This window comes from Streptomyces sp. NPDC093568, from assembly GCF_044764945.1.
In the GTDB taxonomy this organism is placed as follows: Bacteria; Actinomycetota; Actinomycetes; order Streptomycetales; family Streptomycetaceae; genus Streptomyces.
The window spans coordinates 1-21,681 of the sequence record NZ_JBIWJD010000030.1 but is presented as its reverse complement, the minus strand read 5'-3'; the positions used below and the strand labels follow the sequence as shown (position 1 = coordinate 21,681).

19 protein-coding genes are annotated in these 21,681 nt (G+C 71.2%); 7 read left to right on the top strand and 12 right to left on the bottom strand.

Annotated elements, in window-relative coordinates:
* Positions 1–63: 63 nt before the first annotated feature.
* On the bottom strand, positions 64–795 hold the full coding sequence (locus tag ACIRD7_RS42370) for a TetR/AcrR family transcriptional regulator (protein WP_403461412.1): 732 nt from the start codon (positions 793–795) through the stop codon (positions 64–66).
* A 196-nt stretch (positions 796–991) separates the two neighbouring features.
* Between ACIRD7_RS42370 and ACIRD7_RS42365 the strand changes: the two genes are divergently transcribed.
* Positions 992–2,461: an MFS transporter gene (locus tag ACIRD7_RS42365; protein WP_403461411.1), complete on the top strand. Its 1,470-nt coding sequence runs from the start codon at positions 992–994 to the stop codon at positions 2,459–2,461.
* Positions 2,462–2,566: 105 nt separating this feature from the next.
* Here the strand turns inward: ACIRD7_RS42365 and ACIRD7_RS42360 are convergent, their stop codons facing one another.
* Positions 2,567–5,521 carry an AAA family ATPase gene (locus ACIRD7_RS42360; RefSeq protein ID WP_403461410.1) on the bottom strand — a complete coding sequence of 985 codons (2,955 nt, stop codon included), beginning with the start codon at positions 5,519–5,521 and terminating at the stop codon, positions 2,567–2,569.
* A 603-nt stretch (positions 5,522–6,124) separates the two neighbouring features.
* Here ACIRD7_RS42360 and ACIRD7_RS42355 point away from each other — a divergent pair.
* The 4 genes from ACIRD7_RS42355 (at position 6,125) to adh (ending at position 10,806) form a co-directional block, all read left to right on the top strand.
* A complete protein-coding gene (locus tag ACIRD7_RS42355) occupies positions 6,125–7,138 on the top strand; it encodes an acetamidase/formamidase family protein (protein ID WP_403461409.1) in 1,014 nt (337 codons plus the stop codon).
* A gap of 40 nt (positions 7,139–7,178) precedes the next feature.
* Positions 7,179–7,778: an N-acetylmuramoyl-L-alanine amidase gene (locus ACIRD7_RS42350; RefSeq protein WP_403461408.1), complete on the top strand. Its 600-nt coding sequence runs from the start codon at positions 7,179–7,181 to the stop codon at positions 7,776–7,778.
* Between the two features lie 117 nt (positions 7,779–7,895).
* On the top strand, positions 7,896–9,161 hold the full coding sequence (locus ACIRD7_RS42345; protein ID WP_403461407.1) for a GAF domain-containing protein: 1,266 nt from the start codon (positions 7,896–7,898) through the stop codon (positions 9,159–9,161).
* Between the two features lie 121 nt (positions 9,162–9,282).
* Positions 9,283–10,806 carry an aldehyde dehydrogenase gene (adh, locus tag ACIRD7_RS42340; protein WP_403461406.1) on the top strand — a complete coding sequence of 508 codons (1,524 nt, stop codon included), beginning with the start codon at positions 9,283–9,285 and terminating at the stop codon, positions 10,804–10,806.
* 80 nt (positions 10,807–10,886) lie between these two features.
* On the opposite strand, the gene ACIRD7_RS42335 is transcribed toward adh, so the two are convergent.
* Positions 10,887–11,201, bottom strand: a complete 315-nt coding sequence (locus ACIRD7_RS42335) for a hypothetical protein (RefSeq protein ID WP_403461405.1) — start codon at positions 11,199–11,201, stop codon at positions 10,887–10,889.
* Positions 11,198–12,913, bottom strand: coding sequence for a DHA2 family efflux MFS transporter permease subunit (locus ACIRD7_RS42330; protein ID WP_403461404.1), 1,716 nt, complete (start codon positions 12,911–12,913; stop codon positions 11,198–11,200). The genes ACIRD7_RS42335 and ACIRD7_RS42330 overlap by 4 nt, the downstream gene beginning before the upstream one ends.
* A 68-nt stretch (positions 12,914–12,981) precedes the next feature.
* Between ACIRD7_RS42330 and ACIRD7_RS42325 the strand changes: the two genes are divergently transcribed.
* Positions 12,982–13,473, top strand: a complete 492-nt coding sequence (locus ACIRD7_RS42325) for a MarR family winged helix-turn-helix transcriptional regulator (RefSeq protein ID WP_403461403.1) — start codon at positions 12,982–12,984, stop codon at positions 13,471–13,473.
* A gap of 74 nt (positions 13,474–13,547) precedes the next feature.
* Here ACIRD7_RS42325 and ACIRD7_RS42320 read toward each other — a convergent pair whose 3' ends face one another.
* Genes ACIRD7_RS42320 through ACIRD7_RS42285 form a run of 8 tightly spaced genes read right to left on the bottom strand, consistent with a single transcriptional unit; the run spans position 13,548 to position 20,578 of the window.
* Positions 13,548–14,684, bottom strand: a complete 1,137-nt coding sequence (locus tag ACIRD7_RS42320) for an alpha/beta hydrolase family protein (RefSeq protein WP_403461402.1) — start codon at positions 14,682–14,684, stop codon at positions 13,548–13,550.
* Positions 14,677–14,874 (bottom strand): hypothetical protein, encoded by a 198-nt coding sequence (locus ACIRD7_RS42315; protein ID WP_403461401.1) that lies wholly within the window; start codon positions 14,872–14,874, stop codon positions 14,677–14,679. The genes ACIRD7_RS42320 and ACIRD7_RS42315 overlap by 8 nt, the downstream gene beginning before the upstream one ends.
* A complete protein-coding gene (locus ACIRD7_RS42310; RefSeq protein ID WP_403461400.1) occupies positions 14,867–16,414 on the bottom strand; it encodes an AMP-binding protein in 1,548 nt (515 codons plus the stop codon). The genes ACIRD7_RS42315 and ACIRD7_RS42310 overlap by 8 nt, the downstream gene beginning before the upstream one ends.
* Positions 16,411–17,364: an SRPBCC family protein gene (locus ACIRD7_RS42305; RefSeq protein ID WP_403461399.1), complete on the bottom strand. Its 954-nt coding sequence runs from the start codon at positions 17,362–17,364 to the stop codon at positions 16,411–16,413. The genes ACIRD7_RS42310 and ACIRD7_RS42305 overlap by 4 nt, the downstream gene beginning before the upstream one ends.
* On the bottom strand, positions 17,361–17,618 hold the full coding sequence (locus ACIRD7_RS42300) for an acyl carrier protein (RefSeq protein WP_403461398.1): 258 nt from the start codon (positions 17,616–17,618) through the stop codon (positions 17,361–17,363). The genes ACIRD7_RS42305 and ACIRD7_RS42300 overlap by 4 nt, the downstream gene beginning before the upstream one ends.
* 10 nt (positions 17,619–17,628) lie before the next feature.
* Positions 17,629–18,870: a ketosynthase chain-length factor gene (locus ACIRD7_RS42295; RefSeq protein WP_403461397.1), complete on the bottom strand. Its 1,242-nt coding sequence runs from the start codon at positions 18,868–18,870 to the stop codon at positions 17,629–17,631.
* A complete protein-coding gene (locus tag ACIRD7_RS42290; protein ID WP_403461396.1) occupies positions 18,867–20,138 on the bottom strand; it encodes a beta-ketoacyl-[acyl-carrier-protein] synthase family protein in 1,272 nt (423 codons plus the stop codon). Before ACIRD7_RS42290 ends, ACIRD7_RS42295 begins: the two co-directional genes overlap by 4 nt.
* The gene (locus ACIRD7_RS42285; RefSeq protein WP_403461394.1) at positions 20,138–20,578 is read right to left on the bottom strand and encodes a nuclear transport factor 2 family protein; all 441 of its coding nucleotides are present in this window, start codon (positions 20,576–20,578) and stop codon (positions 20,138–20,140) included. The genes ACIRD7_RS42290 and ACIRD7_RS42285 overlap by 1 nt, the downstream gene beginning before the upstream one ends.
* Positions 20,579–20,724: 146 nt before the next feature.
* On the opposite strand from ACIRD7_RS42285, the gene fabG reads away from it, so the two are divergent.
* On the top strand, positions 20,725–21,525 hold the full coding sequence (gene fabG, locus ACIRD7_RS42280; protein WP_403461393.1) for a 3-oxoacyl-ACP reductase FabG: 801 nt from the start codon (positions 20,725–20,727) through the stop codon (positions 21,523–21,525).
* The last annotated feature ends 156 nt before the right edge of the window (positions 21,526–21,681 follow it).

The following is a 21,681-nucleotide window of genomic DNA, read 5'->3' as shown; positions in this document are numbered from 1 at the left end:
GTCCTTGCCGGGCGAAGCCCTCAGGAACCTGCCGGTGCCCCCCTCGGGGCACCGGCAGGTACGTCATGCGCGGCGGACCGCTCCGGCCGGGTCGGCCAGCCCGACGGTGCGGATGAAGTCGTGCATGTCGGCCTGGTAGAGCCGGCCCGGGTCGGTCACCTGGTGGCGCAGATGGCCGTAGATCTCCAGGGTCAGCAGCCCGTGCATGCGGCTCCACAGCCGCAGGCAGAGCGCCACCGCGGACGGGGGCAGGCCGGGGAAGGACTCACGGGCCAGGGTGACGAGGCTGGGCTGGAAGTCGCCCCACTCGTAGTCGCACTGGTCCTGGGTCTCGGCGGCGTGGTCCCACACACCGGCGATCAGTCCGAGCAGGACCGCGCACAGCCGGTGCTCCGCCTCCTGTGCCACGCCTGCCTCGGGGGCCTGGTATCCGGGCACCGGGTCGCCGTAGATGAGGCGGAACTCCTCGGGGTGGGCCACGGCCCAGGTGCGGTAGGCGCGGGCGTGGGCGAGCACCTGTTCGGCCGGCCCGTCCTTCGAGGCCGCCTGGTGCGCGGCCTCGAACGCCACCGCGAGTGACTCGTAGACATCGGCGGTGAGGGCCGTGATCAGGTCGTCCCGGTTGGTGAAGTAGCTGTAGATGGCGCCCGCCGTCATGCCCATCTCACGAGCGATGGCCCGGAGCGAGATGGAGGCCGGCCCTCCGGCCGCCATGTGCTTGAGCGCAATCGTCTTGATCTCGGACGTGGTCTCCGCCCTCAGACGGGCTCGCCGGCTCTGCGTCGCATCTCCCATGTTGACAGCCTAACAGCGTTGAGCAAAAGTATGCCGTGCGAACTCTGAACGGTGTGTACTAAGGTAGAGCCGTTCAGAAAAAACACTCCGCTCGGTAATCGCTCGGGGTTCAATCGCGTCTGGTCGGCGCGCACCGTCGTGTCTTCTGCCGCGTGCCCTGTGGCACACCGTGTCCCTATGTGAAGGAAGCCAAGTCGTGGTTGATACCGTCCCCGGAACGCAGCGGCGGACCGGGCTGATGCTCGCGCTGCTGGCGTTCGCGCAGTTCATCGTTGCCGTCGACTACAACATCGTCTTCGTTGCTCTCCCGGACATCGGCAGCGCGCTCGGGTTCAGTGCGCAGTCGTTGCAGTGGGTGGTCAGTGCCTACGCGGTGGCCTTCGGCGGATTCCTGCTCTTCGGCGGCCGTATGGTCGACCGGCTCGGCGGCCGTCGGATCTTCATCCTCGGCCTGGTGATCTTCGGTCTGTCCTGCCTGCTCGGCGGCTTCGCCGAGTCGCCGGAGGTACTCATCACCGCGCGCGCCCTTCAGGGCTTCGGCGCCGCGCTGCTCACCCCCGCCACTCTGACCCTGATCAACACCCGTTTCGAGGAAGGGCCCGAGCGCAACCGGGCACTCGCGGTCTGGGGTGCCTGCGGCAGCGGCGGCCTGGCCGTCGGCGCGCTGCTCGGCGGCGTGCTCACCGACGCCCTCGGCTGGGAGTGGGTGCTGTTCGTCCTGGTTCCGCTGGCCCTGGTCGCGGCGGCCGCCGCCCCCGGCATCCTCGCCCCCGACCAGTCCCGGTCCGCCTCCGACGGGGGCTTCGACGCCATCGGCGCCGTCCTCGCCACCCTCGGTTCCTCGCTGCTCGTGCTCGGCCTGGTCAGCGGCCCCGAGGCCGGCTGGGGCTCACTGCGCGGAGCGGGCGCCATCGTCGCCGGCGTGGTGATCCTCGCGGTCTTCACCCTGGTGGAGAACAAGTCGGCGAGCCCGCTGGTCCCCATGCGCCTGTTCCGCAACCGCAGCCTGGTGACGGCGATGCTGATCATCCTCGTCTTCCAGAGCGCCTTGGGCGGTTCGTACTACATCTTCACCAACTACCTCCAGGGCGTGCTCGCCTACGACGCCCTGGAAGCAGGCCTCGCGTTCGTGCCGCTGACGATCATCTCGATGGGCGCGTCCCTGAAGCTGGCCGGTCTGCTGCTCGGCAAGTTCGGTCCGCGGGCCACCCTCTTCGCGGGTATGGCCATCAACGGCGCCGGCATGGTGATCCTCGCGCTGGCGATGAGCACGGGCGCCTCCTTCTGGGCGCTGGTGCCGGGCCTGATCGTCTGGGGCATCGGCGGCGGTGTCACGTTCCCGGCGATGTTCGTCTGCGCCGCCTCCGGCGTGGCCCCGCAGGAGGCCGGTGCCGCCTCAGCCCTCGCCAGCACCGCCCAGCAGATCGGTGGCGCGGCCGGTCTGGCGGTGCTCGTGGCCGTCGCCACCGCCGGGCTGACCGGCGACACTCCCGCGGTCGCGGATGTCTCCGACGGTCTGCGCACCGCGATGTGGATCGGCGGTGCCGCCTCGGTCATCGGCGGTCTGCTCGCCTTCACCCTGCGCAAGCCGGGCGCCCCGGCACCTGAGCCCACCGAAGTCCCGCGCGAGCGGGCCGGTGAGGTCGGGATGCACAGCGGCAGCTGAGCCTCCCGACAAGGGGGAGCGGATTCGTGACCGGTGGCCACCCCCGTCCGCCGGTTGCGGACCGCTCCCCCTCCTTGCGTCCCCGCGACGATTTCGCCGCGCGGGTCAGCAGGCGGTACTGCTGGACTCCGCGCGAGCCGCGTACTGGATCGCCTCGCCGAGGTCGGTGCGCCGCTTGATGTTCAACTTCCGGTACACGCGCGTCAGATGCTGCTCGACGGTGCTCACGGTGACGTACAGCTGACCGGCGATCTGCCGGTTGCTGTGTCCCCGCACCGCGAGCCTGGCCACGCGCATCTCCGCGTCGCTGAGCACTTCGCCGCCGCGGACGTGTTTCGTGGGCGACGGCGGCAGGGCGGACTTCTCCGACCGAGCGGCCCCGAGGGGGGACGCGGGCAGTCGTACGCCCCGCTCCTCCGCGAGCAGCCGGGCGCGGCGCAGGGACAGACGCCCCTTGCTGTACTGCCCTTGCTCCTGCTGGGCCCAGCCCAGATCGTGCAGGACCATGGCGAGTTCGAGCGGCGCGTCGCACTGCTGGAGAAGCTCGGACGCCCGGGTCAGCAACTTGAGCCGTTCCGCGGGGGAACCGCACGCGGCAAGCACCCGCAGTGTCTCGGCGTGGACCCGGGGATGCTCAGGACCGCAGAGCCGCAGTTGCTCCGAGGCAAGCGCCTTCGCATTCCGGACGTCCCCGAGGCGCAAGTACGCCTGTGCCGCGTCCGTCCGCCACGGAACCGCCGCCGGATGTCCCATGCCCCAGCGCTCGGCCAGCTCACCGGCGACGAGAAAGTCCTCAAGTGCCGTGCTCGGATGGTAGGTCAGGGCCCGGCGACCGCGCGCCCGCAGCAGCCGCAGGCCCAGCGGGGTGGCGAAGATCGCGCGCGGAACAGCCGCCGAGACCTCGTCGATCCACTCCTCGTCACTGCCGGTCAGCGCACTCGTGGCGATCGCCACGGCCAGTGGAAGGCCCAGCAGGACACCCCAGTTGCGGGCGGGCAGCAGCTCCAGAGCACGCCGCACATGGCGTGTGGCGTTGCGCGGCTCCCCGGAGCGCAGCGCGATGTCCGCGGCGAACGCGGTCAGCACCGCCTCCCACACCACGGCAGACTGCCGCCGTGCCTGGACCAGCAGTTCGGCCGTCCACTGCCGGGCCTCCTGGAGCTGGTCCGCGGTGACGAGCACGTGCAGCGCCGCGAGCAGGACCATCAGGGAGTCCTCGTCGAGCGAGTGGTGTCGCAGCACGTGCAGGGCCTCGCGCACGGTGCCCGGACCGACACCGGTGGCGAGCATGTCGTCCAGCAGGTCGATGGCACGGTGCCGTAGCCGGATCGCGCCCTCCGGATGCCGGGTTTCCGGGCCGAGCCACTCGATCTCCGCGGAATCCGCGTCCACACCGCCGCGGGACTCGATGCCGCCGACGGCCCAGTCGGGGTAGAGCACTCCCAGCCACGCGCGCGACACCTCCAGGTGCGCCCTTTGGTGCGCCGGGCCCGACGAGGCCAGGCCACCCCGCTCCCTCAGCAGTTCGGCCGCCTCCTCGGGCTGCCCGAACCAGAGCAGCCCGTCGGTCGCAACCGAGATATGACGGAGGGGAAGCACTCCGGTCCTGGCGTCGGCCACCAGCGTGGAGATGCGGCGGTAGGCGAGATACGGCTCGACGCGCCAGGTGGCCTGGACGAGCCGCGCCATGGTCGCGGCCCGGCTGCGGTCGTCCGAGTCGTACCGCTGGGCCAGCCGCAGGCAGTTCGCGGCGAACTCCACCTGGCCCTGGTCCAGGGCCAGTTCGGCCGCTTCGTGCAGCACGGGAACCGCGCACTCGGACTCGATCCGGTCGGCGGCCAGGATCTGCTCGGCCACGGAGGTCACCGGCGAACCGCTCTTGAGCTGCACGTTCGCCGCTCGCAGCTGGAGTTCCGACCGTTCCTCTGCCGTGAGTGCTTCGAGTACGGCCGCCCGGGTCTGCGGATGACGCGGCAGACCGTCCGAAACGATTCCGCACTCCCGCAGTATCTCCAGCGCGTGCGCGGTGGTCTCGGTGTCCGTGTCCGCCAGCTGCGCCAGCTGGGCGACCGGCAGCGCCTCCTTCAGGACAGAGAGCGCGAAGGCCACCTGGAGGACCTCGGGTTCATGCCGGTACAGGCAGGCGATCAGGGCCTGGCGGAAGCCCGCGGTGGCGCCGTGCGCCGACGAACGAGGCACGGTCGTCCGGCGGTTGTCCTCGATGAATCCGCTGAGCAGCATGGGATTTCCCCCGCTGACGGCGTATCCCCCGGCCCCGAGCTCGTGGGACCGCTCCCGTCCGAGCCGCTCGGCGATCGCCTCCTCGACCGCGGACGGCGAGAGCAACGGCAACTGCACGACCACCACCGCCGGCTCGGGCGGCAGTTCGGCCTCGGACAGCGCGGCGTGCCGGCGGATGTGCGGCGACTCGCTCAGCACGAGCATGAGCCGCGCCGACCGCATGCGTCGCGCGACGAAGGACAAGCAGCGCAGCGACGGCAGGTCCGCGTACTGCACGTCGTCCACGGCGAGCACCAGGGGCCCCTCGGCCTGCTCGACCAGGTCGGTGAGCGCCATGCACATGCGGTGGAAGGTCTGCGGCGCCACCTCCGGACCCGGGCTCGCGGCGAGCAGCCCGGTCACGCGGGCGCCCTGGCCCTCGTCGACCAACTCGGCGATACGGGCGCGGAGTCCGGCCGAGATCGGGGCGTTGCGGAAGAGATGGGCCAGGACGGCGAACGGCACCTGCTGCTCCGCGCGCGAAGTGGCCGCGAGCAGTGCCAGCCCGCCGGCAGCGGTGACGTGGCTGGAAAACGCGTTCAGCAGTTCCGTCTTGCCTGTGCCGACAGGTCCTTTGACCAGAACCGTGCGCTGTCCACTGAGCCGGACGCCGTTGAATAACTCCTGCAAGGTGGCGAGTTGTCCGGATCGCTGCGATGAAATCCGGACAACAATGGAATCTTCACCGGTTTGGCGGGCTGCGCTCTTGACATGATCGGAAGGTATATGGATCGCGGTACTCACTCGCTCCCCCAGGCATGAGTCGACGCTTGATTGCATCCGACACACTTCGTCTCGGATTAAAATACTGGCTACCTCGATTAGTCAACGAAATTTTGCCGCAGCAAGTTCCTCTCACTCGAAGACCCTTCGGCCGCTCTGACAAGACAGTGCCTGGTTTTACACACTGGCGGACGAATCAGATCGACTCCACGGGCCGCAAGGTGACCTCGCTCACACTGGACGGAACGAGGCGGTTTGCGGCATGTCGACACCCTTGCATCCAGGCGAAGAACATTTACCGGCCTCGAAAGATCGATGAAACACGCCGGACAAACTCTTGTGGCACCGACCCCGCACCAACAGCACAGCGACAATTCTTTGAAAATCACCGGACCGCTGGCCGCCAACCTTTCCCGTGGAGCCCCCAAGGGCAGAGGAATGGACTCAGAGATTTTCCATCGCTGAATTCCTCGTCCGGCGCGCAAGCCAGGTTGACACGTCCACGGAAACCGCGCCTTAGCATGCCTCACCGGCCCCGGCTCCGCCGTGTTCAAGACACTTGAGGACAAAGAGGGGCGGTCCAGGGCGCCAGCTGATTCTTCAATATCCGCCTTGGATACGATCAACAGCAGCCCGCCTTCGGCAGATCGGAGCTGTGCAGTGACGAGCGACCCCCGGATCCTCACCGTGCGGCCGGAACCGGGCGACTACGCCTGGACGTTCGGCGGTGTACCGCCCGTGGCGCGCATCGCGCCGGGCACGGTCCTCGACCTGTACACGGAGGACTGCTTCGCGGGACGCGTGCGGTCGGAGAAGGACCTGGTCTCGCAGGTGTGCGAATTCCCCTACCTCAACCCGCAGACGGGCCCCTTCCACATCGAGGGTGCCGAGCCGGGCGACACGGTCGCCGTCCACTTCGTGTCGATCGAACCGGCCCGGGACTGGGCCGCGTCGACCACGGTCCCGCTGTTCGGCGCGCTCACCTCGACGCACACGACGGCCACGCTCCAGCCGCCCCTGCCGGAGACGGTCTGGATCTGGCAGCTCGACCGGACCCGCCGGACGGCGCTGTTCCGGGCGCGCGACAGTGACCTCGAGGCCGAGCTGCCCCTCGACCCGATGCACGGCACCGTGGGCGTCGCGCCCGCCAACCTCGAAGTCCGCTCGGCCCTCGTGCCCGACGCGCACGGCGGGAACATGGACACGCCGGAAATGCGGGCGGGCGTGACCTGCTATCTCGGGGTGAACGTGGAGGGGGCACTGCTGAGCCTCGGCGACGGTCACGCCCGGCAGGGTGAGGGCGAGACCTGCGGGGTCGCGGTCGAGTGCGCGATGAACACCGTGGTGATCGTCGAACTGCTCAAGGGGCTCGCGACGCCGTGGCCCCGCATCGAGTCCGACACGCACATCATCTCGACGGGCTCGGCCCGGCCGCTGGAGGACGCGTTCCGGATATCCCAGCTGGACCTGGTGCGGTGGCTGGTGCGCGACTACGGGTTCGGGGAGCTGGACGCGTATCAGTTCGCGACCCAGGCCGTGGAGTCACCCCTGGCCAACGTGTGCGACACCAACTACACATGCGTGGCCAAGATCCGCAAGCAGTGGCTCCCCGCGCGCGAGACGCACCGCGGAGTACACGAGCGACTGCGCGAGACGGCGGCGGCACTGCACTGACCGCCCGGCCAACTGCCCACCACTGAAAGGCAATCGCTTCTTGGAACGCGCGAGACCCAGCCTGAGCCGGCGGCGGATCCTCCAAGGCACCGCTCTCGCCGCCGTCCCCTACGCCCTGCTCCCCGAATGGCAGGCCGGAGCGCACATCCCGGGACCGGACTATCCGCTCGCCGAGTGGCACCCGGCGAGTGCCGCCAACTACACGGTGGCGGACCGTCCCGCGTCGCATCCCATCGACCGGGTGATCATCCACGTGACCCAGACCCGCTACCGGAACTCGCTTTCCGTCTTCCGGCGTCCCAAGCACCAGGTGTCCGCCCACTACGTCGTCCGGTCGGCCGACGGACACACCTCCCAGTGCGTGCGCGAGGCGGACATCGCCTGGCACGCCGGGGACTGGGACCTCAACACCCGCAGCATCGGCATCGAGCACGAGGGCTGGGTGGACCGGCCCGCCTTCTTCACCGGCGTCCTCTACGAGACGTCGGCCCGACTCACCGCGGCGATCTGCACCAGATACGCCATACCGAGGGACCGGGCGCACATCATCGGGCACTACGAGGTGCCGGGCACCGACCACACCGACCCCGGTCCGCACTGGGACTGGACCCGTTACATGCGGCTGGTGAACGCCGCTTGAGGCTCGCACATCCGCGCCGGGGTGCCCGTCGTTCGAGTGCCCCTCGTCGAAAAGGTTGTCCGCGCGCGTACCCGGAGTGACGATGTCCCCAGCCTCATCGCAAGCCGGGGAGTCGAGTTGACCGATCCGTGGGTGGCTCTGGAACCGGGAGCCGACGCCGCCGAGCGCGTACGGGTGCTGCGCCGCGCCCATGAGACGTTCACCGCGGTGGGCACCGTGCCGCAGCCGGTGCGTGGCGTGGTGGCCGACTCATGGCGGCGTTCCGCGCGGGCCGGCGTCGGTCCGGACGGGACGGCCCGCGTGGAGCTCGCGGACGGCGACCTCGGCACCTACCGGGCGGAGCATCCGCTGGCGCGGGTGATGCCGCTGTTCCGGGAGCTGCTGGGCACCTTCGCCGCCGACGGCGAGCATCTGCTGGCGGTGTGCGACGCGCACGGCAGGCTGCTGTGGGTGGAGGGTCATCCGACGACCCGGCGCCGGGCGGACCGGATGAACTTCGTGCCGGGGGCACGGTGGGCGGAGAGCGCGGTCGGGACGAACGCCCCGGGTACGGCGGTCGCCGTGGACCGGCCGGTGCAGGTGTTCGCGGCCGAGCACTTCATCCGCCGGGTGCAGCCCTGGACCTGCGCGGCGGCGCCGGTGCACGACCCCCGCACCGGGCGGGTGCTCGGCGCGGTGGACATCACCGGCGGCGACGGGTTGGCGCATCCGCACAGCCTGGGGTTCGTGCAGGCGGTCGCCCGCGCCGCCGAGTCCCAACTGGCCCTGCTCGCCCCGCCGATGCCCGCCGCCGACACGCTCGAACTGTCCGCGCTGGGCCGGGACGAGGCGCAGCTGCTCGTCGCCGGCCGCCGGGTCAGGCTCAGCCGCCGGCACAGCGAGATCCTGGTGCTGCTCGCGCGCCACCCGGAGGGGCTGACCGGCGACGAGCTGCTCTGCGCCCTGTACGAGGACGAGTCCGTGACGCCGGTGACCCTGCGAGCCGAACTGGCCCGGCTGCGCCGCGTACTCGGCGCGGGCCTGCTCGGCTCCCGGCCCTACCGGCTCACCGTGCCGGTCGAGTCGGACGTGACGGTCGTCGAACGCCGCCTGGAGACAGGCGCGGTCACGGCGGCGGCCACGGCGTACACGGGCCCGCTGCTGCCCGGCTCCCAGGCACCCGCGGTGGTACGGCTCAGGCGCCTGATCGCCGACGGGCTCCGTACGGCGCTGATCGCCCGCCACGACCCCGACCTGCTCGCGGACTGGGCGCACGCGCCGTGGGGCGAGGACGACATCGACGTATGGCGGGCACTCGCGACGGTGCGTCCGACGGCGGCGGTACGGTCGCGGCTGGCGGCCCTGGAGTCGGAACTCGCCTGGGACGGGCGCTCGGCGCGCTGACCGGCTCCGGGGCGCTCGCGGATCCCGGCTCCCGCGCAACGTACTTGCAACCTCGCCGTCCCTAGCCTCGCACCGAGAGCTGCCCAACGGCGGGCAGCGCTTCTTCGGGAGGCAGAGCAGTATGACCCGTTACGCGGCGCCCGGCACCGAGGGTGCGATCGTCTCCTACCAGGCGCGCTACGACCACTTCATCGGCGGTGAGTACGTGCCGCCGGTCCGGGGGCAGTACTTCGAGAACCCGACGCCGGTGAACGGGCAGCCGTTCACCGAGATCGCGCGGGGCACCGCGGAGGACGTGGAGCGGGCGCTGGACGCGGCGCACGCGGCCGCCCCCGCCTGGGGCCGGACGTCGGTGACCGAACGCGCCGGCATCCTGCTGAAGATCGCCGACCGCATGGAGGCGAACCTGGAGAAGCTGGCCGTCGCCGAGAGCTGGGAGAACGGCAAGCCGGTCCGCGAGACACTGGCGGCCGACATCCCGCTGGCCATCGATCACTTCCGCTACTTCGCGGGGACGATCAGGGCGCAGGAGGGCTCGCTGGGCGAGGTCGACGACGACACGGTGGCGTACCACTTCCATGAGCCGCTGGGCGTGGTCGCGCAGATCATCCCGTGGAACTTCCCGATCCTCATGGCGACGTGGAAGCTGGCCCCGGCGCTGGCCGCGGGCAACGCCGTGGTGCTCAAGCCGGCCGAGCAGACGCCGGCGTCCATCCACTACTGGCTGAGCCTGGTCTCCGACCTGCTGCCGCCGGGCGTGGTCAACATCGTCAACGGCTTCGGTGTGGAGGCGGGCAAGCCGCTGGCGTCGAGCCCCCGGGTGGCCAAAGTGGCGTTCACCGGTGAGACGACGACCGGCCGGCTGATCATGCAGTACGCCTCGGAGAACATCACCCCGGTCACGCTCGAACTCGGCGGCAAGTCCCCGAACATCTTCTTCGACGACGTCTGGGCGGCGAACGACGACTTCCGGGACAAGGCGCTCGAGGGCTTCACGATGTTCGCGCTCAACCAGGGCGAGGTCTGCACGTGCCCGTCGCGGGCGCTGGTCCAGCGGGGCAACTACGCCGAGTTCATGGAGGCGGCGGTCGCCCGCACCGAGCGGATCACGACCGGCAATCCGCTCGACACGGACACGATGATCGGGGCGCAGGCCTCCAACGACCAGCTGGAGAAGATCCTCTCCTACCTCGACATCGGCCGTCAGGAGGGCGCACGGGTCCTCACGGGCGGCGAACGCATCGAGCACGACGGCGAATTGAAGGGCGGCTACTACGTCCAGCCGACGGTCTTCGAGGGTGACAACCGTATGCGGATCTTCCAGGAGGAGATCTTCGGCCCGGTCGTCTCGGTGACGTCGTTCGACGACTTCGACGACGCCATCAAGATCGCCAACGACACGCTGTACGGCCTCGGGGCGGGCGTGTGGACGCGGGACATCAACACCGCGTACCGCGCGGGCCGGGCGATCCAGGCGGGCCGCGTCTGGACCAACTGCTACCACGCCTACCCGGCGCACGCGGCGTTCGGCGGGTACAAGGGGTCGGGCATCGGGCGGGAGACGCACAAGATGATGCTGGAGCACTACCAGCAGACGAAGAATCTGCTGGTGTCGTACTCGCCGAAGAAGCTGGGCTTCTTCTAGGCGACGAAGAAGAGGGGCGCACGGGTGGGCCCCGGATCCGTAGGGGGACTGGCGGATCCGGGGCCCTGGTGCCGTGATGGTCAGGCGATCTGCAGCAGGCGCGGGACGATCACGTCCCGGACGTGCTCCTGGACGGTCTGCATCGGGACGCGCCGCGCCTCCAGGACCACGGTGTCGTGCGCGGCGGCGTGCTCACGTACCGGTGGGCGGGACTCCCACTCGACGCCGCTGCCGACCAGGACGGCGATGAACCGGCCGGTGTCCAGCAGGGAGAGGGCCTCCTCGTCGCGGGTCACGCCGACCGCGGAGAAGCCGCCGGCCTCGATGATCTCGGTGGAGGCGTCGACCAGATGCCGCTCGCGGCCGAGGACCAGGACGTTCTTCGCGTTGCTCATGCCGTCACCTCGGTGGGCTCGGTGTTCTGGGCCACCTCGTCGGCGGTCCGTGAGTGCTTGGGGAGGGCCATGAAGCCGGCGGCGGCGATCAGCAGGATGCCGGCGTCCAGCCACAGGACGGTGCGGAAGGCGGAGGAGTAACTGACGGAGTCGGCGCGGGCGATGGCCGAGCCGAACGCGCCGGCGGCCTTGGGGTCGTCCGTCAGGCAGCCGGCCGGGACCTTGCTCGGGTCGACCGAGTCGGCGCGCTGCTGCACGCAGGTGCGGAAATTGGCGAGGTGCTCGTCCTGGGAGGTGACGCCGGCGCTGCTGAGGGCGGACTTCAGCACCGGGGTGGCCTCGTCGGCGGCGTCGCCGGCCGCGCTGCCGACCTGGGCGAAGAAGAGCACGCCGGTCAGCGCCACACCGAATGCCATGCCGAGCTGCTGGACGGTGTTGAGCAGTCCGGAGGCGTTGCCCGCCTGCTCGCCGGGGACCTGACCCAGCAGCAGGTCCAGGGTCGGCGCGACGATCAGGCCGAAGCCGATGCCGGAGACGATGTGCACCGGGATGATCTGCCAGGTCGACAGGCTGTGGCCGTACTGGGCGACCAGGACGGAGAAGGCGACGAAGCCGATCGCGTTGACGATGCCGCCGGCCACCAGCACATTGCGGCCGAACCTGGGGACCAGCTTGTCGGGGGCGTTGCCCGCGCCGATGCCGACACCGACGGCGAAGGTGGCGGCCGTCAGACCGGCGTGCATCGGCGTCCAGCCGAGGCCCTGCTGCAGGAAGAGCGTCCAGACGAAGAAGAACCCGCCGACCGCGATCCAGAACAGGAACCACACCGCCATGCCGATCGAGAACGAACGGGAGCGGAACACCCCGAACTCGACCAGCGCCGAGCCGACCTTGGCGAAGCGGCGCTTCTCGTAGGCGAGGAAGACCGCGAGCAGCACCAGGGCGCCGGCGATCATGCCGTAGATCCAGGTCGGCCAGCCCAGGCGGCGGCCCTCGGTGAGCGGGTAGACCAGCAGCACCACGGCGGCGATGGCCAGCGGCATGCCGAGCAGGTCGAGCTTGGGACGCTGCGGGGCGCGGGACTCGCGGATCACCAGGGCGCCGGCGATCAGCGCGGCGATCCCGACCGGGACGTTCACCAGGAAGATCGGGCGCCATTCCCAGCCGAAGAGGTCCCACTGCACGACCACACCGCCGAGGGCGAGGCCGAAGACCGCGGAGGAGCCGGTGACCGCGCCGAAGATGGCGACCGCCTTGCCGCGCTCCCCCGGCGGGAAGACCACGTGCAGGATCGCCAGGATCTGGGTGACCATCAGGCCGGCCGCGGCTCCCTGGAGGAACCGGGAGACGATCAGCATCTCGGGGTTGACCGCGACGCCGCACAGCAGCGAGGCGACCGTGAAGCCGGCCATGCCGATCAGGAAGACGCGCTTGCGTCCGTAGATGTCGCCGAGCCGGCCGCTGAGGATCAGCAGGGCGGCGAAGGAGAGCACGTACGCCGCAATGACCCACTCGATCTGGGCGTAGTCGGCGTGCAAGTCCCGCTGAATGCTCGGGACCGTGACGTTGACGATCGTCGTGTCGACGAGGTCCATGAACCCGGCGATCAGGACGACCGCGAAGGCCAGGCGGCGCTTCGGGTCGGGTGCCGCGCCGTCCGGGGCTTCCCTCGGCTGGGCGGCGTTGCTGCTTGCGGAGATGTCTTGGGTCACGTCAGCCAGTATGCACTTCCAGTGACTATCCCTCAAGGTGATAATTATTCGGGGGTACTATGGCGAGCGTGAGTACTCAATTGCTGTTCGACCACCCCGCCTGTGTGATGACCCACCTCAGCGCCCATGTGCAGGAGCAGCTCGTCGACGTGCTCGCGCCGCTGGGCATCCACCCCCGCCAGTTCGGCCTGCTCAACCTGCTGATCGAGGAGGACGGGCTCAGTCAGCACCAGCTCGCCGGTCCCCTGAAGGTGCACCGCAACGTGATGGTCGGCCTGGTCGACGAGTTGGAGCGGCGCGGCCTGGTGGAGCGCCGCCGCCATCCCACCGACCGCCGCGCCCACGCGGTGCACCTGCTCCCGGCCGGCCACAAGCTGCACGCCGAGGCCGAGGCCCTGGTCAACGGCTTCGAGACCCGGCTGCTGGGTGGGCTGGAGCCGGACGAGGCGCAGACCTTCGTCGCGCTGCTCAAGCGGGTCTTCGTACACGCCGGGCTCGACCACGACCTGCACCCCGGACTCCTCGCGTCCTCCGGTGCGGCGCTCGCCGAGGGCCGCTGACAGGACTAGGTGGTGCCCGAACGCACGCGGGGGCCTGCCCGCCGGTCATCCCGGCGGGCAGGCCCCTGGCTGGGTCAGGCGCGGCCGGCCAGCCGGTCCGCGACCAGGTCGGCGGTGCGCAGGGTGTAGGAGTTGATCAGGTTGAGGCTGGTGTGCGCCTCCCTGGGGTGCACCTCGAGCGAGTGCCGGTCCGACCACGCCCGGTCGAGGTCGTACAGCCCCTCGACCGGGAAGATGTCGTCCAGCGCGCCGCAGATGCTCAGTACCTCGGTGCGCGGCGCGGGGCCCGGCTCGATCGCCAGCTCGTCGAAGCGCGGCTGGAGGTCGGCGCCCGGCTCTGCGTCGAAGGCGAACCGGAAGTTGTCCTTCAGCCGGCGCGGCAGTCCGTCGAACTTGGCGATCGCCGGTCCCCCGCCGAAGTTGACGACGCATCGGAAGTGCTCGCCGAGGTCCCGCGCCACCCGCAGCGCCAGATAGCCGCCGAAGCTGATACCGGCGAAGGCCAGCCGGTCGGCGGCGATCCCCGGCTCGGTGCGCAGCTTCTGCAGCAGCTCGGCGACCACCCGCTCCATCTCCACCAGCACGGGGGTACGGCCCAGTCGCAGCCCTTGTCCCGGGCCCTCGAAGAGCACCGCGGCGATGCCGCGCTCGAGGTAGGCCTCGGCCAGCGCCACCACCTCGACCTCGGTGGCGGAGTCCAGGCCGTTGGAGAGCACCACCGCGGGCAGTGGCTCGCCCGACGCGCGCATCGCCTTGGTGCGCAGCACCCAGTAGCCCGCGCCGGTCCCGGGCAGCGACCCTTCGGTGACCTCCAGGTCGGTGCCGGGCAGGCTGCCGAGGAAGCAGTCCCGGACGCGCTGCCGCAGCCGCTGCTTGACGGCCCGGTCGTCGAAGTACTGGAACTCCGCCCAGTGGTAGGCCGCCGCGGCGCCGCGCAGGGCCCGGCTGCGTCCGGCCACCGTGCCGGACTCCTCGGCGAGGGCGACGTAGCCCTCGGCCTGGTCCGTCCAGCGGTCGCGCCAGCGGTTCCAGAACCCGGCGGAGGCGAGGTCCAGGTCGTCGGCGGGGAAGCCGTCCAGGGCCGCCGCGATGTCCCCCCAGTGCACCTGCGGGGCGTAGCGCGCGTTGAGGAACATCAGCCGCGGGAAGAGGTAGCCGAGCGCGCGATACACGTGCTCGGGCACCCGCAGGCGGTCGGTGGTCTCACTCATCGGAGCCGCCCTTCAGCAGCACGACCCGGCCCGGGTCGACGGCCGCGGCCACCTCGCCGCGCATGATCTTCCCGTTGGCACTGCGGGCGAACGGCTCCGGGGTGGCCCACATCCGGTCCGGCCATATCTCCGGCGCCAGCACGCGATACACACTCTCCGGCACCCGCAAGCGCTCCCCCGTCTCACGCATCAGCACCACCCCTCAGCAGCACGACCCCGCCCGGGTCAACGGCCGCGGCCACCTCGCCGCGCATGATCTTCCCGTTGGCACTGCGGGCGAACGGCTCCGGGGTGGCCCATATCCGGTCCGGCCATTTCTCCGGCGCCAGCGCGCGGCGCAGTTCTACGGTGATCAGCTCGCGCAACTCCTCATCTCCGCGCTCGCCGATCGGGCCGCACAGGCAGACGACCGGCAGCTCGTGCGGGCCGTTCGGGTTGGGCAGGCCGACCAGCACCACCTCGTCCGCGCCCGGGGTGTCGGCGAGCACCGCCTCGATCTCCTCGGGGTAGATGCGGTGGCCGTTCTCGCTGAGCAGCACCCCGGCGAGCCGGCCCTTGAGGACCAGGTCGCCGTCGGGGCTCCACTCGGCGAGGTCGCCGGTGCGCAGCCACTCGCCGACCGGCTTGATCACGCCGGTGGTGACGTCCACGTAGCCCTCCATCACGGAGTCACCGCGGACCAGGATCTCGCCGACGCCGTCCGGGTGGCCGGCCACCGGCTCCAGCCGCACCTCCAGGGAGTCGTCGGGCCGGCCGATGCAGTAGACGTGCTTGAGGTAGCGCTCTTCGGCGTGGCCCTGCTCGGCCAGGAAGCAGAACGGGCCGTACGTCTCCGTCAGCCCGTAGCCCTGGATCCAGTCGCAGCGCGCCAGTTCACGGCCCTGTTCGAGCACCGCCCGGGGGACGGCGGCCCCGCCGTAGGAGACCACGCGCAGGCAGGACAGATCGTCCTCGCCCGTGGCCGCGGCGGCCACGAACTGCTTGAGCGCCACTGGGCGCAGCGCCAGGTGGGTGCCCCGGTGGCGGGCCACCTGGGCCGGCCACTGCGCGGGATCCGGGGTCTCCGGGAAGACCACGGTGGCGTCGTGCGACAGTGCGCCGAAGGAGTTGATCACGCCGGTGGTGTTGTTCATCAGGCCGGTCATGAAGATCCGGGCCGTCGGGCCGTACCGCATGGTCCGGGTGACCCAGCCGATCCGGTCGCAGATGTGCGCCTCGTTGATGCTGATCGCCTTCGGCTTGCCGGTCGTTCCGCTGGTGAACAGCACCAGGAAGTGCTCCACCGGTTCGGGGTGGAGCAGTTCGACCTCCGCCTCGGGTGCCTCGCCGGTGGGGAAGGGCAGCTCCACCACGGTGGCGCAGCGCTCGCGCAGCACGTCCAGGCCGGTCCGGTCGCGCTTGAAGTGCAGCACCACGTCGGGCCTGGCCGCGTCCGCGATGGACAGCCACTCGGACAGCGCCGCCGCCTGCAGGCCGTACGGCATCAGCGAATGCAGGCCGAGCGAGCTGGCCGCGGCGAGGAAGAACACCGCCTCCGGCCCGTGGTCGAGCAGCGCCAGCACCCGCCGGCCCGGGCCCAGGCCGCGCTCGACGAGCTCGGCCTGGGCCCGCGCCACCTCGCTGCGGACCTGGCGCCGGGTGAAGGAGCGTTCGCCCGCGACCATGCACACCCGGTCGGCCTCGGCGTCCGGCGAGAGCGCGAGGCCGACCAGCTTCCGCGTCAGGGTCATGGGCGCCGCACCACCGATGCCGCGTACGCGCACGCCGCCCCCATGGTGGTGCGGCTGTTGGCGCCCAGGGTGTCGCGGACGTGCGCGCACGCCTCCTCGAAGGTGGTGCCCGCGCCGAGCACCCGCTCCACCACGGCCGGGTCGACCGCCACGGTGTGGTGGGAGACGATCGCCGCGCCGCCGGCCGACTTCTCGAACTCCCACAGCCCGCTGTGCCCGGACAGCAGGGCGGGCAGCACGGTCTGCTTGTAGGAGATCCGCTCGCCGGACACGCACAGCCGGACCGAGGCGGTGGTGTGCGTGCGGCCGTCGGAGGTGACGGTGTCCATCTCCATCAGCTGTACGCCCGCCGGGTCCTCGGTGAGGTCGACCCGGCCGACGTGCGGCAGCCGCTCGGGCCACAGGTCGCAGCGGTGCACGAAGTCGTACACGTCGGCCGGGTCCACCCCGGCCGCCTCCACCCGGTCGCTGAAGGAGAACACCAACTGCTCCAGCGGATGCGGGCGTTCGGCGAAGGCGCCGAGCGCCGCCAGCTCCTCGACGCTGTTGCGGTCCACCGCCTCGGCGATCCACTCCAGCGACTCGGGATCGTCGTCCACGGCCGTGAAAGCGTGGGTCAGCACGATCCGGGTCCGTCCGTCGCCGGCCGGGTGGAAGGACCACTCGCCGGACATCGAGGCCACCGGCGCGGTGGAGCGGTCCTGCCGGAAGGAGATCCGCAGGGCCACCGGGTCGAGGGTGCGGCGGGAGGTCCAGGTCGCCACCTTGCCGTTGGTCCGCGCCCACAGCTCGATGCGCTCGTCGGCGCCGTGCCGCTCGATCCGCCGGGCCCGCACGCACGGCCCGAGCAGCACAGGCCAGCGGCCGACGTCCGCGACCAGCGCGTACAGCCGGTCGGCGGGAGCGCGCACCACCCGGCTGTGCTCCATCTCTCGGGTGAGCGGGCTCATGCGGCCGCGGCCTCCTTCGCGGAGCGGACCAGCTCGGCCAGCTCGCGCGGCGTACGGGCCTCGAAGAGCAGCTCGTCCGGCACCGACACGCCGAACTCGCGCTCTATGGCGGAGGCGGTCTCCATGAGGGCGAGCGACTCGTAGCCGAGCTCGTCGAAGGAGGTGTCGGCGAAGTCGGCGTCGGAGGCCCCGGACTCGGGGGCGCCGGCGCTGGCGACGATGATGCGGCGGATCTCTTCCACGGTGATGTTCACAACTGTCTCCTCAGGAAAGGTCGTTGGTGGCGTCGGCGTCCCAGGCACGGACGACGACGGCCGAGTTGAAGCCCCACAGGCCGCGGGCGACCACGAGCGCGGTGCGCACGTCCGCCTCGCGGGCCCGGTCGCGGACCAGGTCGATGCCGTACTCGTCGGGCACCTCGCGGGTGCCGGCGGTCGGCGGGATCACGCCGTCGCGGATCGACAGCAGGGCGGTGGCGACATCGAGCGAGCCGCCGCCCGCGTAGGTGCGGCCGGACGCTGCCTTCGGTGCGGTCACCGGCACCGCGGCCGTGCCGAACACCTCGCGCAGCGCGTCCGCCTCCGCCCGGTCCAGCTCCGGAACACCCACGGCGTCGGCGAAGACCACGTCGACCTGATCGGCCGTCACCCCGGCGTCGGCGAGTGCCGCCCGGATGGTGCGGGGCAGCGCCGGCGGACGGCCGGAGCCCGGGGCGGGGTCGAAGCCGCTGGCGTAGCCGGCGATCTCGCCGAGGATGTCCGGGGCGCCGCGGCGCAGTGCCGCCCCGGCGTCCTCCAGCACCAGCAGCGCGCCGCCCTCGCCGGGGACGTAGCCGGCGGCGTCCCGGTCGAAGGGAAGGTAGGCGCGCCCCGGGTCGGTGCTGGTGGACAGCCGGTCACTGGCGATCTGCGCGGCCCAACCCCAGGGGTCGAGCGCGGAGTCGACGCCGCCGGCGACGACCAGCGGGGTGCCGCGGCGCACGGTGCGCCGGGCGTGGCCGATCGCGTCCAGGCCGCCGGCCTGCTCGGTGACCAGGGCGCTGGAGGGGCCGCGCATGCCGTGCCGGATGGAGATCTGGCCGGTGTTCACCGCGTAGAACCAGGCGAAGGACTCGTAGACGCTGACCGTCTGCGGGCCTTCGGTCCATAGCTTGTGGAACTCGCGGTGGGTGAACTCGAAGCCGCCGAGGGCGTTGGCGGTGACGACGCCCATGTCGTAGTCGACCAGGCTGGCCGGGTCGACCTTGGCGTCCTCCAGCGCCCAGGCGGCCGCGACCAGCGCGTACCGGGTGGAGACGTCGGTCTGCGGGAGCAGCCGGTCCGGCAGGTGGTCGGTGACGTCGAAGCCGCGGATCTCGCCGGCCAGTTTGGCGGGGTACGCCGTCACGTCGAACCGGGTGAGCTCGCCGAGGCCGTGCCGGCCCTCCCGGGTGGCGGCCCAGAAGTCCTGGGTGCCCAGGCCGTTGGCGGCGAGCGCGCCGATCCCGGTGACTACCGTCCTGGTCATTCCTTCTCCCCGGTCGGGCTCTGCAACACCATCGCGGTCTGGAAGCCGCCGAAGCCGCTGCCGACCGTCAGCACGGTCCGCACGTCCAGTTCACGCGCGGTCAGCGGTACGTAGTCGAGGTCGCACTCGGGGTCGGCCTCGTGCAGATTGGCGGTGGGCGGCACCGCCCCGTTCTTGATGGCGAGCGCGCAGGCGGCGATCTCCACCGAGCCGATGGCGCCCAGCGAGTGACCGACCATCGACTTGATCGAGCTGACCGGCGTGCGGTACGCGTGGTCGCCGAGGGCGCGTTTGACCGCGGCGGTCTCGTGCCGGTCGTTCTGCTTGGTGCCGGAGCCGTGGGCGTTGATGTAGTCCACGTCGGTCGGGTTGACGCGGGCCTGGTCCAGGGCGACCCGGATCGCCTCGGCCATCTCCCGGCCGTCCGGCTTGAGGCCGGTCATGTGGTACGCGTTGCAGCGGGTGCCGTACCCGGTGACCTCGGCGTAGACCGGGGCGCCGCGGCGCCGTGCCGACTCCAGCGTCTCCAGTACGAACATCGCGGCGCCCTCGGCGAGCACGAAGCCGGTACGGGACCGGTCGAACGGGCGGGAGGCGGTCTCCGGCTCGTCGTTGCGGGCGGTGGTCGCCTTGATCGCGTCGAAGCAGGCCACCACGATCGGGGTGATCGGGGTGTCGGTGGCGCCCGCCACGATGACGTCGGCCGAGCCCTCCTGGATCAGCTGCAGGGCGTGCCCGACCGCGTCCAGACCGGAGGTGCAGCCGTTGGAGACCAGCGACACCGGTCCCTCCGCGCCGACCTGCCACACCACCTCGGCCGGCATCACGCTCGGCGCCAGGTAGTCGAACATGTGCGGCGACAGCCACTCCTCGCTGTCCACCAGCCACTCGCGGCCGGAGTCGGACAGCACCAGGTACTCGCGCTCCAGGCTGGTCGCGGCGGCGACCGCGCTGCCCAGGGTGACGCCGATCCGCGCCGGGTCGATGCCCGCGAAGTCCAGGCCGCTGTCCTGCATCGCCTCCCGGGCGCAGACCACGGCGAACTGGGTGGCCCGGTCCATGCGGCGGATCTCCCGCTGGCTCAGGCCCTCCCACACCGGGTCGAAGTCCGCCTCGCCGGCGATCTGCGACCGGTACGCGGACGGGTCGAAGAAGCTGATCCGCCGGGTCGCGGTACGGCCCGCGGTGAGCAGGTCCCAGAACTCCTTGGTGCCGCGGCCGCCCGGGGCGCGCACGCCGATGCCGGTGATGACCACTCGTCGGCTCATCACAACCACCTCTCATCGAAACCGTCGTGGTCGACGAGCCGCTCCTGGTTGCGCAGCCGCCCGTCCTCGCGGACCAGGACGTCGCGCACCACGCAGCTGCGGACCATCTCCGGACCGTCGCCCGGCCGGGTGGTCAGCACCAGCGCGTAGCAGGTGCTGCGGAGCCGGCCCTCCGCCAGCTCCTCGACGTCGACCATCGTGAACAGGTGACGCCGCTGCTGCGGGTCCGCCGTGAACCGCTCGCGCACCTCATAGAGGTCGGACAGGATGCCGGTCCTGGTGCGCGCCGGGGCGCGGCCGGGCGTGTGGCCGAAGACCGCGTCCTCGGTGAAGGTGGCGGCGTACTCCTCCACCTTGCCCGCGTCCAGCGCCTGCATCTGACGCGCGTAGTACTGAAGAACCTCTGCGTACAACTCGGCGCTCACGCCGGTCGACTCCATCTCCTCGAACTCCTTCACGCGGCGGTTGGGTGCGTTCAGTCTTCAATCGCGTCCAAGAGCCGTGGTCGAGGCAGCCTCAACGCCTCGCCCCGGGGCTGGAGCGGGGCTCGACCGGGGCGCGAGCCGCGGCCGCGACGGTGGTGTGCATGGACGCATCCACTTCCACCGACACCGAGCGCCAGGTCGCGCTGGTCACCGGGGCCACCAGCGGCATCGGCCACGAGATCGCCCGCACCCTGGCCCGCCAGGGCTTCGCCGTCTATCTGTGCGCCCGCACCGACAAGACCCTCAAGGACACCCTCGCCGAGCTGCGCGGCGAGGGCCTGGACGTCGACGGCAGCACCTGCGACGTCACCTCGTCCGATGAGGTGCGGGCGCTGGTCGCCGCCGCTGTCGAGCGCTACGGACGGCTCGACGTCCTGGTCAACAACGCCGGCCGACCGGGGGGCGGCGCCACCGCCGAGGTCTCCGACGAGCTGTGGCTCGACGTCATCAACACCAACCTGAACAGTGTCTTCCTCGTCACCAAGGCGGCCCTGACCGGCGGCGGCATGCTCGAGCGCGGTACCGGACGGATCGTCAACATCGCCTCCACCGGCGGCAAGCAGGGCGTGGTGCACGCGGCGCCGTACACCGCCTCCAAGCACGGTGTCGTCGGCTTCTCCAAGTCGCTGGGCCTGGAGCTGGCCAGGACGGGCATCACCGTCAACGCGGTCTGCCCGGGCTTCGTGGAGACCCCGATGGCCGAGCGGGTGCGTGAGCACTACGCCGGGATCTGGGGCGTGGACGAGCAGGAGGTGCACAGCCGGATCACCACCCGGGTGCCGCTCGGCCGCTACGTGGAGCCGAGCGAGGTGGCCGCGATGGTCTCCTACCTCGTCTCCCCGGGTGCCGCGGCGGTCACCGCGCAGGCGCTGAACGTCTGCGGCGGCCTGGGCAACTACTGACCGGACCGTCTGCGGACGTGAGCGCCAGGGCGCCGGGGGGGCCGGGGGGGGGGGGGGCCCCCCGGGGGGGCCCGGTTGAGGGGGGGGGGGGCTGACCCACCGCTGGCGACCACCCCCCGCGGCCCGGCCGCCGCAGAACCCCCCCGGCCGGGTTGA

Excerpts from the sequence above, each read along its gene's own strand:
- ACIRD7_RS42315 (WP_403461401.1), bottom strand. The coding sequence starts at position 14,874 with ATGCGTGAGACGGGGGAGCGCTTGCGGGTGCCGGAGAGTGTGTATCGC.
- ACIRD7_RS42335 (WP_403461405.1), bottom strand. The coding sequence starts at position 11,201 with ATGAGCAACGCGAAGAACGTCCTGGTCCTCGGCCGCGAGCGGCATCTG.
- ACIRD7_RS42295 (WP_403461397.1), bottom strand. The coding sequence starts at position 18,870 with ATGACCAGGACGGTAGTCACCGGGATCGGCGCGCTCGCCGCCAACGGC.
- ACIRD7_RS42360 (WP_403461410.1), bottom strand. The coding sequence starts at position 5,521 with ATGCAATCAAGCGTCGACTCATGCCTGGGGGAGCGAGTGAGTACCGCG.
- ACIRD7_RS42290 (WP_403461396.1), bottom strand. The coding sequence starts at position 20,138 with ATGAGCCGACGAGTGGTCATCACCGGCATCGGCGTGCGCGCCCCGGGC.
- adh (WP_403461406.1), top strand. The coding sequence starts at position 9,283 with ATGACCCGTTACGCGGCGCCCGGCACCGAGGGTGCGATCGTCTCCTAC.
- ACIRD7_RS42305 (WP_403461399.1), bottom strand. The coding sequence starts at position 17,364 with ATGAGCCCGCTCACCCGAGAGATGGAGCACAGCCGGGTGGTGCGCGCT.
- ACIRD7_RS42370 (WP_403461412.1), bottom strand. The coding sequence starts at position 795 with ATGGGAGATGCGACGCAGAGCCGGCGAGCCCGTCTGAGGGCGGAGACC.
- fabG (WP_403461393.1), top strand. The coding sequence starts at position 20,725 with ATGGACGCATCCACTTCCACCGACACCGAGCGCCAGGTCGCGCTGGTC.
- ACIRD7_RS42285 (WP_403461394.1), bottom strand. The coding sequence starts at position 20,578 with ATGGAGTCGACCGGCGTGAGCGCCGAGTTGTACGCAGAGGTTCTTCAG.
- ACIRD7_RS42320 (WP_403461402.1), bottom strand. The coding sequence starts at position 14,684 with ATGAGTGAGACCACCGACCGCCTGCGGGTGCCCGAGCACGTGTATCGC.
- ACIRD7_RS42310 (WP_403461400.1), bottom strand. The coding sequence starts at position 16,414 with ATGACCCTGACGCGGAAGCTGGTCGGCCTCGCGCTCTCGCCGGACGCC.